Genomic DNA, 12,111 nt, shown 5'->3' with positions numbered 1-12,111 from the left:
CGTCAAACGCCCAGAATAAATGAAGGTATTGGCTATCAGGCTAATTTCCCCATATTCGGGCATTGTTTGACATTATATGATGAACGAAAAAGATAAATTGAAGGATTTCCTCGCTTAAATAGGAAATCCTTTTTTTACTGATGACTTCCGTTTTGAAAATATGTACGAAAAGAGGATGCAGTATGACGAATATTCATGTATATACAGCACAAAAATCGCAGAATTTAGATTTAGATATGAAAATTTGTAAGCAGCCACGCACTGAAGTTACTAAGAAAGCTACAACAAGAATGGTTATAGAATCACTTGTTGATCAATTAATAGCTAGCAATCTTATTAGTAATGAACGATTATTTGAGCAAATTTTATATAACAAAGATATTATTTGGATTCAAAATGAAAATATTAATGGACATCTTTTTGCAAAGGCCGATATTACAGATCAACTTAAAACAAAAACAAATGGTTTTATGATGTATATGCCGACAAATCCGATTGTGTATGAGGTGAATGGTGAGCACTATCATTTAATTACACGCATTGATTCAACTCGTGCAAAACCAAATTTAGAGCGACTTTCTCAGGCTCCTAAGCCAATATTAAGTGCTGCTCGGGTCAATGATTTATTGTGCTCGATCGTAATGCGTTTTTATGAAATATATTTAGTGGATTTATCTCAGGTAGCTCATAAAGACAAACGACTGATTAATTTTGTAGAGCGAGAGTATCATCAATTTATAGAAGGTGTGAAGGAACTTAATGATTATCATTTAAACTGGCATCCACGAGGTAACGGTCATGAACTATTGCTTGAATTAATTGATAATTTGCAACTTTTGAGAAGCCGGCCGGGCAAGATTTTAATTGATTTCTCAAATTCTCATAATTACAGTGTAGTGGAGCCTTCATATCCCATTTTTAAACAAGCACAGAAAACAGTACAAGTTTTATAAAAATATTCGAGCGGGATGAAGATGAATACCCTCGAATTGGGGTGGAATACCCGCGGAAGCAGGTCGAATACCCGTGGAAGCAAGGCGAATACCGCGAAAGGAAATAGAATACCCACGAAACATAAAAAACAGGACAATGATATAAATTCATGTCCTGTTTTTATAATTTCAGTCAATACAATGCATAGCTGCTTCTGCCTCTTGCCATGGAACGGAGTAGCCCTTGCCTTTTGCACAAAAAATACTAGAAGAAGTATATTCGGGATCGGCGTTCTTATCGTAGCCAATTTGCGCAATGATGTCTTCTGTATTGTGACACACATCATAACCATCGAATTGTAGAGAAAGTACGCCCTTACCATTGGTGTAGGCGGCAAAAGTTGTACTGTAGCTCATAAATGTTGCGACGGGGGCTCGACCGGTTAAGATCGCATCATGTTCAGTTAAGATTGGCGCGTCAAATGTGCCAGCAGCTTGTTGAATATCGGTCATCATGCGGCCGATAAAATCACTAGGGGCTTTTAGTTTAAAGCGGTAATACGGTTCTAGTAATACATTTTCTGTTTGCTCTAGCCCTTGCCGTAATGCTCGGAATGTTGCCTCACGGAAGTCGCCACCATCAGTATGTTTAATATGTGCGCGTCCCGTTAAAAGAGTGAAGCGAATATCTGTCACGGGGAATCCGGTTAACAGCCCATGATGATCGCGCTCGAATAAATGTTTTTCAATGAGTCGTTGATGCCCGACCGATAAATCATCCGCGTGACATGCATTGACAAATGTATTGCCAGTACCGCGTGTATTAGGCTCCATAAATAAATGTACTTCTGCATAATGCTTTAATGGCTCAAAATGACCATAGCCCGTCACCATTGTTGCGATTGTTTCCATATACAAAATCTGTGGTTCGCTAAATGAAATGTCTAGCGAGAAGCGTTTGTTTAGCACGTCGATCAGAACTTCGAGTTGGATGACACCCATAATATGTACATGAATTTCTTGAAATTTTTCATGCCACAGCACACGTAAAGATGGTTCTTCTGCTTCAAGTGTGCGGAAAATTTTTAATACTTCCTTTATATGTTGATCGCCTTCATATTGTACTTTTGCCTGTAAAGTCGGTACTAATTCATAGGGCTTCGGGTTACTTGAATAACCAATGATATCTCCGATGTTTCCCTCGCTAATCCCTTTAACTGCGAAAATCTCTCCAGCTTCTACTTCTTGAGCGGTATCATAACGGCTACCATTGTATAGGCGAATTTCAGTCACTTTTTCTGTTGCATCTCCAAAGAAAAATTCATCTCTCACATGCAATGTGCCCTGCAATGCCTTTAAAAAAGTTAAGCGTTGATGTCCATCATGACGAATTTTAAACACCTCACCTTGGAACGGGGCATCATTAAGAAAATTTGTTTCTGTAAGTAGGGGAAGCTGAGCTAGAAATTCTTTTATCCCAATATCTTTCAAGGCAGAGCCAGAAAAACATAGAAAGGCCTTTTCCTGTTTAACCATTGTTTGTAAATGAGTAAGGGAGCTAGAGCTATCCAATGTCTCATTAAGAAAAGCATCCAGAAGCTGTTCATCACGTTCAGCGATCCACTCCATTATGTGAGTTGATACAAAGTCGGGGCGGAGCGGTTCATCTACGAACAGTACATCCTCAGAGCAATCCTTTTGAAGCTGTGCCATAACGGTTTCAACATCTGCACCTTCACGGTCAATTTTATTGATAAAGAAAAAGGTTGGGACGTGATATTGGCGTAAAAGTTGCCACACTGTTTCGGTATGACCTTGTAGTCCTTCAACTGCACTAACAATTATAATGGCATAATCCATAACCCGAATGGCACGTTCCATTTCCGGCGAGAAATCGACGTGTCCAGGTGTATCAATTAACGTATATGTATCGTTTCCAATCGTCATGCGACCTTGCTCCGCAAAAATCGTAATGCCCCGCTGACGCTCCAGTTCATGGTTGTCTAGAAATGTATCCTGGTGATCCACTCGTCCACGGGCTTGAATACTGTTTGTATGAAAAAGCAACTGCTCAGAAAATGTTGTTTTTCCTGCATCTACGTGTGCGAGTACTCCAATTGTTACATGCATAAAAAATCCTCGTTTCTATTAATTCATTTATCAACATTGTAACAGAATTGGAATGAAAAATATTTCGTTTAAAAATCGTTAGTGTTTATGTCGGAATAGTGTTAATATATTTATGATTATAATTTTTTAATATTTTCGGAGATTGTGAATCTGCTAATCTTTCGATATCAATTACAATTAAATAAAAACGACGTATTGGTGCAAATGATTTTGTCATTTGCTTAAAAGGGAAATCGGTGCAAATCCGATGCTGTCCCGCAACTGTAAATGGGGAGTCTATACGAGATGCCACTGTAGCAACACTATGGGAAGGCGTATAGATGATGAACCTAAGCCAGGATACCTGCCAATATATATTTTTTACTTAAACCACGAGGATGGAGATAGTGAACGGTTGAAGAACCTTTCTTTCGCTATGCTAACCTCTTGGAAACAAGGGGATTTTTTTATGCCCTTTTCTAGAAACCTAACTCGGGAGCAAAGAAGTCTAATGATTTCTTTTTATATATTTAACAACAAAGGAGAAGAGGACATGAAGAAATGGAAGCACGTATGGCTTGTCTTTGTAATAGCATTGATCGCTGTACTAGGCGCGTGTAACGCAAAGGACAAACCAGAATCTGCAGCAAAAGGTGAGAAGGTAGAGCCATCACAAGCTGCAACGACAGAAATAACAATTGAAAATAATGGAACAACACAAGTATATAAAGAAGCACCGAAAAAAGCGATTAGCTTAAATCAACACGTAACAGAAATTATGTTGGCTTTAGGTTTAGAAGATTCAATGGTAGGGACTGCATACTTAGATGATAAAATTTATGAGCCTCTACAAGCTGCCTACGATAAAGTACCTGTATTAGCTGAACAGTATCCCACAAAGGAGCAGGTTATTAATGCTGAGGCAGACTTTTTATACGGTGGTTGGAAAAGTGCCTTTGGAGAGAAAGGTGTCGGTACACCTGAAGAACTTGAGGCATTAGGGATTCACACATATTTACATACTGCCTCAAATATGACGAAACCTACTTTAGATGATATTTTCACAGATATTCGAAATATAGCGAAAATTTTCCGCGTTGAGGATCGTGGTGAAGTTTTAATCGAGAAAATGACAAAAGATGTAGATGAAGTACGTGCAAAATTACCACAAGAAGGGAAAGAACTGCGCGTATTAGTGTTTGATAGTGGTGATAAAGATGTCTTTACTGCTGGACAAAACTTTATGAACGAGCTTGTAACGATGGCTGGCGGTAAAAATATTTTTGGTGATGTTGAATCCGGTTGGACTACGGTATCTAAAGAGGATGTAGTAGAACGAAATCCAGAAGTTGTTGTTGTCGTTGATTACGGTGAAACAACGGCGGGAGAAAAAATAAATTTCTTAAAAAATGATCCAGCCTTAAAAGAAACGGAAGCAGTAAAAAATGAACGATTTGTAATCTTACCGCTTTCTGCTGCGTCAGAAGGAGTTCGTGCTGCAGAAGCCATTCAAGTATTAGCAAAAGGCTTCTATCCTGATAGCTTTAAAAACTAAAAAAATCTGGGCTAGCGTTTTGCTAGCTCCTTTTTCATAAGGAGAAGTATTTATGAACGCATTCCGTACGAATATACCGGACAAAACCTTTGAAAAGCTAAACAGTAATGGAGATTTTACACGTCTTGCCATAAGCCCAGGTATTATTAATAAGCATTACACTCCCTTACAATTTCAAACAATAGCGAAGGTTGTAGGGGAAATAGGTGCAATCAAATACTCAGCCTCTTACAGCATATTATTATCTATTCCAACAGTAGATGTAGCAAATACTATTGAGGAGTTAGAAGAGGCTGGTCTGTATGTGGCAAAGCAAGGGCCGATTGTGTCGATGAAGGCTTGTGACTTTTGTGATGGTGATAAGATGGAGGCAGCACCGATTACTGAACAGCTATATCATTCAATAGAAGGAATAACAGTCCCTACAAGATTACGCTTAAACGTCAATGGCTGTGCCTCTGCCTGTTATAATGCGGTGTATGATGACATTGGGCTTGTTTATCAAAAGGAAAGCTTTGATGTCTATTTAGGGGCAGTACCAATGGGAGCGAATGCACAAGCTGGAGCTCTGTTTGCAAAAAGGGTAGGAGTGGAGCATATTGAAGATTTTTTAGGGCAAATCATTGAACTCTATAAGGAACACGCTCGTCCGAAGGAACCTTTTTATAAATTTTATCGCAGAACTAACTCTGCTGATTATTGGGAAGTGTTAAAAAGTAAGACTTAATCTAATACTCATTGTCATAACTGGAGCGTGTTTTTCGTTCCGACTGAACGCTTTCGGGAGTAAGCTGACCCGTTTCATATGATAATAGCGGGGAGTGTTTTATCATTAATATCTCGTTCTGCTTTAATGAAATGCCTACAATCATAAACTGTAGGCATTTCACTTTCAACTGTATGGATTCATAACTATAATTTTCGGATTTTTCTGAAAAAATAATGACAATTTAACTATGTCATGATATGGTAGTTGAGAAAACGTTTTCGTAAAACGTTTTCTTAAAGAATGATCTTATAGTAATAGTAGGTGAAGGTTATGAAACGATGGACTATTAAAGATATTGCGAAAAAAGCGGGTGTTTCCATTACCACTGTTTCACGAGTGTTGAATGAAAAAGAGGAGGGAATGTCCCTAAAGACACGTGAGAAGGTACTTAAAGTAATGGAGGAGGTCGATTTCCAGCCTAACCAATTTGCTCGTGGTCTAGTTACGAAGCGATCAAAAATATTTGGATTAATTATTCCTAATATTTCGAATCCGTATTTCCCTGAATTATGTCGGGGGGTGGAAGATGAAGCGAATGAAAGAGAATATAGTTTAATCATCTGTAATTCTGATGATCAATCTGATAAAGAAAAGCGATATTTACGACTATTAGAAGAACAACAAGTAGATGGTATTATTTTTTCGGCAAAAGATTATTTGGAGCCATCGGATGAAGAGCAATTATCACGTGCAAAAATTCCTTTTGTGCTCGTCGATAGGGGAAAGGATGAAAAAAAACATTCCAGTGTCTTTTTAGATAATGATAAAGGTGGATATTTAGCTGGAAAACATTTAGTAGAATTGGGACATAAAAAGATAGCATGCATGATTGGACCGAGGTCTATTTCTTTGTCTAATGAACGTTTAGAAGGTTTCAAAAGAGCACTTTCAGAATCAGGTGTTGAACTTTTGCCTTCACATATTATTGAAGGGAATTTTCAAATGGAAATGGCGTACCAAAAGTCCAAAGATCTCCTTATGAAAAAAGAAGTGACAGCTATTTTTGCCTTTAATGATGTAATGGCATTCGGTGTTTACCGAATGGCTCACGAGTTAGGTATTCATATACCAACTGATCTATCAATCGTAGGCTTTGACGATATTCCATTAGTATCCGCTTTAATACCTAAGCTAACTACAATTCGTCAGGATACTTATTTAATGGGTCGGGAGGCTGTAAAACTTTTAATACAAAAACTAGAAAATAACGAAACGACATCTGTTATGTTTAATCCAACTCTGGTAGTACGAGAAAGTAGTGCATCACCAAATCTATGCTTATCATAATAAACAACAAGAAATATAGATTAACTAGAGGAGTGAATTTGATGGGGAAAATACCAGTAATTATTGATTGTGACCCGGGGATTGACGATGTAATGGCGTTATTATTAGCTTTTTCTCGAGAGGATTTGGATATTAAGTTAATTACAACCGAACCAGGAAATCAAACACAAGATAAAACGGTCTACAATGCTAGAGCCTTCACAAGCTACATGAAACAAAATATTGAGATTGCAAGAGGATTGGATGTTCCTTTCTTCCATAAACTTGAGGTTGCTGATGATGTTCATGGGGAAAGTGGGTTAGGAGAAGTCATTTTACCGGAGCCGGATTTACTTGAAAGTGATAGAACGGCCATTAATGCTTTAGTAGATGTTTTAACTGAAAGTGAGGAACCAATCGTATTAATCGCAACGGGCCCACTTACAAATATCGGAGCATTGCTGCTTGCTCATCCAGAAGTAAAAGAAAAAATCAGCTATATTTCGTATATGGGTGGTGCAGCTGTAGCTGGCAATATGAGTCCTTTTGCAGAATTTAATGTATATGTTGATCCGCATGCAGCCGATATCGTTTTTCGTTCAGGAATTCCTATTATCATGAGCGGACTCGATGTTACTCATAAAGCGTATGTCAATATGGAAGAGTTAAATCAAATTGAAAGCATGGAGACAGATTTATCACAAAAAATTGGCGCAATGCTTCGCTTCTATATTCAAAATGCAAAAAATAATGATTTCCAAGAAACTGATTTTGAAAATGAGTTTCGTTTGCATGATCTTTGTGCTGTGTCATATGTTGTCACACCTGAACTTTTTGAAGGGGAAGATTGTTTTGTAGCTGTAGAAACAGAAGGGCGCCATACTGCTGGTGCGACTGTTGTAGATTACATGCACCGTTCCGGAAAACCGCATAATGTAAAAGTATTACATTCGGTAAATCGTGAGGCTTTTGTTAATCAATTTATGGAAGCGATTGCAAAAATGGGCCGTCAAATCGGTCAATAATTAAAAAAGGTGGGAAACCAAGATGAAACGTAGTTTTAAAGATGACTTTAATATGATGTCTATGCTTCTTATTCCAATTGGTGTAGCAGTGAATATTGTCGGTTTTCAAATTGCTAACGTTTTAAGGCTCCCTATTTTTCTTGATACGATTGGAACCATTTTGATCGGGGTTGTTGCTGGTCCTTGGGTTGCTTTACTTGCTGGATTGATTACAAACCTTATAAATGGTATTTTCAATCCTACGTATTTCCCGTATGCCATTACATCTGTGGCGATTGGGTTAGGTGTAGGATACTTGTCTAAAGGAGGAATGTTTAAAAATATTCCTAAAACGATTATTTCCGGTATTGTGATTACATTCATTGCTGTTATTGTCTCTGCTCCAATTACGGTGTTAGTTTTTGGAGGAGCTACTGGAGGTACAGGATCTATTCTTACTGCTACATTCCTTGCTTCAGGACAAAAAATTTGGAGTGCCGTATTCGCCTCATCCTTTATTTTTGAAATTGCGGACAAAGTAGTATCAGCTCTAATCGTTTACTTTATTGTAAGAAAAATGTCTGATCGCTATTTATCAAAAATGAATTACGGGACTTTATATATGAAACGTGAAAGCAGATAATTGAACTCTTTCCGTTCTGCCTGAGCGGAAAGATCTACTTTTTCTGAGGAGGGTTCGACTTGCAGAAAAAATTCATTCAGCAGCTACATCCAATGACTAAATTCTTCTTTGCATTGCTTATAGCTACTGCCGTTCTTATTATTCCCGGGTTTAAATTCTCATTTTTAGTTTTTCCAATTTTACTTCTCATAGCTATCGCTGCAGGCATTGCGAAAGAGTTTTTGGGAACTGTCGTGAAGGCTTTGTTATTTTTATTAATCATCGTTTTCTTCATGCAGCTCTTGTTCTATCCAGGTGATCATGTGATGGGACAATGGGGAATATTCAAGTGGACTGAAGAGGGTTTGAATTACGGATTAACGCTTACTTCTCGTATTCTGACGATGGGATCTGCTTTCATATTATTTTTCCGTTTAACAGAGGTTCGTGATTTTGTAAAATCGCTAGAAGACGTAGGTCTCCCACCAATGGGAGCGTATGTTGTTCTATCAACATTGCAAATTATTCCAGAAATGCGACGCCATGCGAACACAATTATGGATGCCCAAAAAACACGTGGGGTTGAAACGGAAGGGTCGTTGTTAACGAGAGCGAAAGCATTTATCCCAACCTTAACTCCTCTTATATTATCGTCAATATCAAGTACTGAAGAACGAGCAATTACTTTAGAATCGAGAGCGTTTTCTGCTCCAACAAAGAAGACTAGTTTGCATAAGCTGACAAAAAGTACAGCTGATCGAATTCTACCATTCGTCTACATTATTGTTTTAATAGGATTGGTGTTATGGAGGGTCCTCATATGAATTCTATCATTGAAATGAAAAATGTCTCATATCGATATCCAGTTAGTGATGTTTGGAATATAAAAAATGTGTCTTTTACAATTGAAAAGGGGAAATTTACAGCCATTATTGGCAATAATGGTTCTGGTAAAACGACCCTTTGTAATATCATACGAGGTTTCATTCCGCACTTTTATAAGGGAGACCTTGAAGGTGACGTTATGGTCGATGATAAAAGAATAGTAGAATACCAATTAGGACAATTAGGTGCCAAAATTGGATATGTCTTTCAAAATCCTTTCATCCAAGTATCTGGTGTAAAAGATACTGTCTTTGATGAGGTAGCGTATGGGCTAGAAAATTTAGGTGTAGAAGAAGATGAAATTATAGATAGAGTAAATGAAATTTTAAAGCTTATTCAAATCGAGCATTTACGAGAAAAACATCCGATGGGGCTTTCGGGTGGTCAACGTCAACGTGTTGCACTTGCTTCAATCATCGTAATGAATCCCGATATTCTTGTCATTGACGAGCCAACATCTCAGTTAGATCCAATTGGAACGGAGCATGTATTTGATATCATTCGTTTCATGAAAGAACAGGGAAAAACAATTATCCTAGTCGAACATAAAATGGACTTAATTGCTGAATATGCAGACAATCTAATAGTCCTCAACAATGGAGAAATTGTATTACAAGGTCCAACGCGAGAAGTTTTTGCTGACCCGCGCTATGGAGAATATAACATTCAATATCCTCATGTAACCGAGGTCGCTCTAAATTTACAAAAAAACGGTGTTACATTAAAATATGTTCCAATTCGCGATGAGGAATTGTCGGAAAGCATAAGTTGGGCAAGCGTAGAGGAGCGTGCTTATGACTGAACTACAATTGAAAAACGTTAGTTTCGCTTATCCCGATGGAACAAAAGCATTAGAAAATTTGACACTTACTGTTCCTGCTGGCCAACGCTTAGCTATTATTGGACAAAATGGTGCTGGAAAAACCACAGCAGTAAAATTAATGAACGGTCTTTTAAAGCCAACAGAAGGTGAGGTATATGTTGGGAATTGGCATACAAAAGACTATACGACAGCTCAAGTATCTCGAAAGGTTGGCTATGTATTTCAAAACCCGGACGATCAAATTTTCCATAATAATGTGGAATTGGAAGTACAGTTTGGACCTAAAAATATGGGTTTTGATTCAGAACGTGTATCCATGCTAACAGATTGGGCTATTGAATTATGCGGAATTAGTAATGTTTCTCACGAAAATCCTTATAACCTCCCATATTCTGTACGTAAATTCGTTACTATTGCTTCCGTTTTGGCAATGGATTCAGATGTAATTATTTTAGATGAGCCGACAGCTGGACAGGATCGGATTGGATTAGAATTATTAAGTAAGTTGTTAGACGAATTGGAGGGAAAAGGAAAGACTGTTATAGCAATTACGCACGATATGGAATTTGTAACTGATTATTTCTCTCGAATTGTTGTAATGGCAAATCGTAAAATTATTGCAGATGATGTGTCAGAACATATTTTTTATAATCATGCGATATTAGAAGAAAGTATGCTGAAACCGCCTGCAGTAGCTAGAATGGCCAACTTATTGGGCTTGGAGAAAGGTATTTTAACAAAAGGCCAATTATTATCCGTATTAAAGAAAAGAGATTTTAACTTCTTTTAGCAGAAGTCTCCCACCTCGATAGGTGATGAGATGAAAGCGGATTTAAGCTACTTTTCGGCGGGTGTCCAAACATCCGCTGAAATAGAGGAACTCAGTCTAAGAACGCCACGTCCTGTGGCAACGACTGAGTGACCAACATCTTGTTGGCCCAAAGCCTCAGGAGGATGTCACGGAATCGGAAAGGAGTTTATTAAGGATGTTAGCCTAAAATCATCGCAACGGCTAACTGACCTGCATTGGTAGTGTGTTGCTGTCGCGTCGCTTTCGCACAGACAAAGAGACGTTGCTGTCGCTTCGTTAGCACTACGCTTACGCACAAAAAACATTTGCAGGCCTAAGCGCAAAGCCGATTCCGGACGCAATTACGCCGAGGCATAATTGATGAAAGGGTGATAGCTGGCATGGATATTTCATTAGTCGGAAGCATTAATATAGATCTTGTCTACCGTGTTCCATACATTGTAAATAAAGGTGAAACACTTCACAGTGCGTCTAATAGTGTTCATTTCGGTGGAAAAGGTGCTAATCAGGCAGCAACAGCAAGCCAGCTAGGAGCAAATGTTTATTTAATTGGAAAAATAGGAAAAGATGATTTTGGGGAACAAGCGATAAATAATTTAAAAAATAAAGGCGTTAATGTTGATTCGATTCGGAAGGAAGGAGCTACTGGGCAAGCGATTATCCAAGTGACAGATGACGGTGATAATGCGATCATTTTGTTTTCTGGTGCAAACTTTTTAGTTACTCCTAAACAAATTGAACAGGAAGCAGATATCATTACTTCAAGCGATGTACTCCTTCTTCAGCTTGAAATACCACTTGATGCAGTTGAAAAGGCAGTAGATATCGCATCTCAACATGGAAAAATCATCATCCTTAATCCAGCACCATCTCATGAATTACCAGATTCTTTATTGAAGAATATTACTTTTTTAACACCGAATGAAACAGAACTTGCGCAGTTGACAGGTATTGAAACAACAACGAAAGAAGATATTCGCTCCGCATGTAGGTTATTGTTAGATAAAGGAGTCGGAACGATAGTCGTTACACTTGGATCTAGAGGTTCTTTTTATATGAACCATGGAGAAAGTGGCTGGGTTCAAGCGTTAAGTGTTGATGCGATAGATACTACTGGTGCGGGAGATGCATTTAATGGAGCTTTGGCAGTTGCGCTTTGCAGGAGAGAGTCACTTCGAAATTCGATCGTTTTTGCTACGAAAGTTGCAGCTTTTGTAGTTACTCAAATGGGCGCACAACCATTTATCCCAGATTCATTCTTGGAATAATTATATCCGTATCCGTAGCTCTTTGTAATTATTGCGAAGTAGCTACGTTTTTTAAGATGTATTCTCG

Annotated in this window: 11 protein-coding genes and 1 riboswitch; of the genes, 10 read left to right on the top strand and 1 reads right to left on the bottom strand. The window is 38.2% G+C overall.

What is annotated here, in order from left to right:
* The first annotated feature begins 182 nt into the window (after positions 1-182).
* On the top strand, positions 183-953 hold the full coding sequence (locus tag ACFVT8_RS07955; RefSeq protein WP_387083076.1) for a hypothetical protein: 771 nt from the start codon (positions 183-185) through the stop codon (positions 951-953).
* A 168-nt stretch (positions 954-1,121) separates the two neighbouring features.
* On the opposite strand, the gene ACFVT8_RS07950 is transcribed toward ACFVT8_RS07955, so the two are convergent.
* On the bottom strand, positions 1,122-3,062 hold the full coding sequence (locus ACFVT8_RS07950) for a GTP-binding protein (RefSeq protein WP_387083075.1): 1,941 nt from the start codon (positions 3,060-3,062) through the stop codon (positions 1,122-1,124).
* A gap of 179 nt (positions 3,063-3,241) precedes the next feature.
* Positions 3,242-3,427, top strand: a riboswitch (cobalamin riboswitch).
* 167 nt (positions 3,428-3,594) lie between these two features.
* Here ACFVT8_RS07950 and ACFVT8_RS07945 point away from each other — a divergent pair.
* The 9 genes from ACFVT8_RS07945 to rbsK all read left to right on the top strand — a co-directional run bounded on the left by ACFVT8_RS07945 (position 3,595) and on the right by rbsK (position 12,044).
* Positions 3,595-4,596, top strand: a complete 1,002-nt coding sequence (locus tag ACFVT8_RS07945; RefSeq protein ID WP_387083074.1) for an ABC transporter substrate-binding protein — start codon at positions 3,595-3,597, stop codon at positions 4,594-4,596.
* Between the two features lie 52 nt (positions 4,597-4,648).
* Positions 4,649-5,323 (top strand): precorrin-3B methylase, encoded by a 675-nt coding sequence (locus tag ACFVT8_RS07940; protein ID WP_387083073.1) that lies wholly within the window; start codon positions 4,649-4,651, stop codon positions 5,321-5,323.
* A gap of 312 nt (positions 5,324-5,635) precedes the next feature.
* Positions 5,636-6,652, top strand: a complete 1,017-nt coding sequence (locus ACFVT8_RS07935) for a LacI family DNA-binding transcriptional regulator (RefSeq protein ID WP_387083072.1) — start codon at positions 5,636-5,638, stop codon at positions 6,650-6,652.
* Positions 6,653-6,693: 41 nt separating this feature from the next.
* Positions 6,694-7,656 (top strand): nucleoside hydrolase, encoded by a 963-nt coding sequence (locus tag ACFVT8_RS07930; RefSeq protein ID WP_387083071.1) that lies wholly within the window; start codon positions 6,694-6,696, stop codon positions 7,654-7,656.
* 22 nt (positions 7,657-7,678) lie between these two features.
* Entirely contained in the window at positions 7,679-8,278 is a 600-nt protein-coding gene (locus tag ACFVT8_RS07925) for an ECF transporter S component (RefSeq protein ID WP_387083070.1), read from the top strand.
* A gap of 59 nt (positions 8,279-8,337) precedes the next feature.
* On the top strand, positions 8,338-9,081 hold the full coding sequence (locus tag ACFVT8_RS07920; RefSeq protein ID WP_387083069.1) for an energy-coupling factor transporter transmembrane component T family protein: 744 nt from the start codon (positions 8,338-8,340) through the stop codon (positions 9,079-9,081).
* Positions 9,078-9,944: an energy-coupling factor ABC transporter ATP-binding protein gene (locus ACFVT8_RS07915; RefSeq protein ID WP_387083068.1), complete on the top strand. Its 867-nt coding sequence runs from the start codon at positions 9,078-9,080 to the stop codon at positions 9,942-9,944. Before ACFVT8_RS07920 ends, ACFVT8_RS07915 begins: the two co-directional genes overlap by 4 nt.
* A complete protein-coding gene (locus ACFVT8_RS07910) occupies positions 9,937-10,755 on the top strand; it encodes an energy-coupling factor ABC transporter ATP-binding protein (RefSeq protein WP_387083067.1) in 819 nt (272 codons plus the stop codon). Before ACFVT8_RS07915 ends, ACFVT8_RS07910 begins: the two co-directional genes overlap by 8 nt.
* A 401-nt stretch (positions 10,756-11,156) precedes the next feature.
* The gene (gene rbsK / locus ACFVT8_RS07905) at positions 11,157-12,044 is read left to right on the top strand and encodes a ribokinase (RefSeq protein ID WP_387083066.1); all 888 of its coding nucleotides are present in this window, start codon (positions 11,157-11,159) and stop codon (positions 12,042-12,044) included.
* The last annotated feature ends 67 nt before the right edge of the window (positions 12,045-12,111 follow it).

The organism is Lysinibacillus sp. NPDC058147, assembly GCF_042884205.1.
Lineage (GTDB): Bacteria > Bacillota > Bacilli > Bacillales_A > Planococcaceae > Lysinibacillus.
This window is presented reverse-complemented; position numbering and strand designations above follow the sequence as displayed.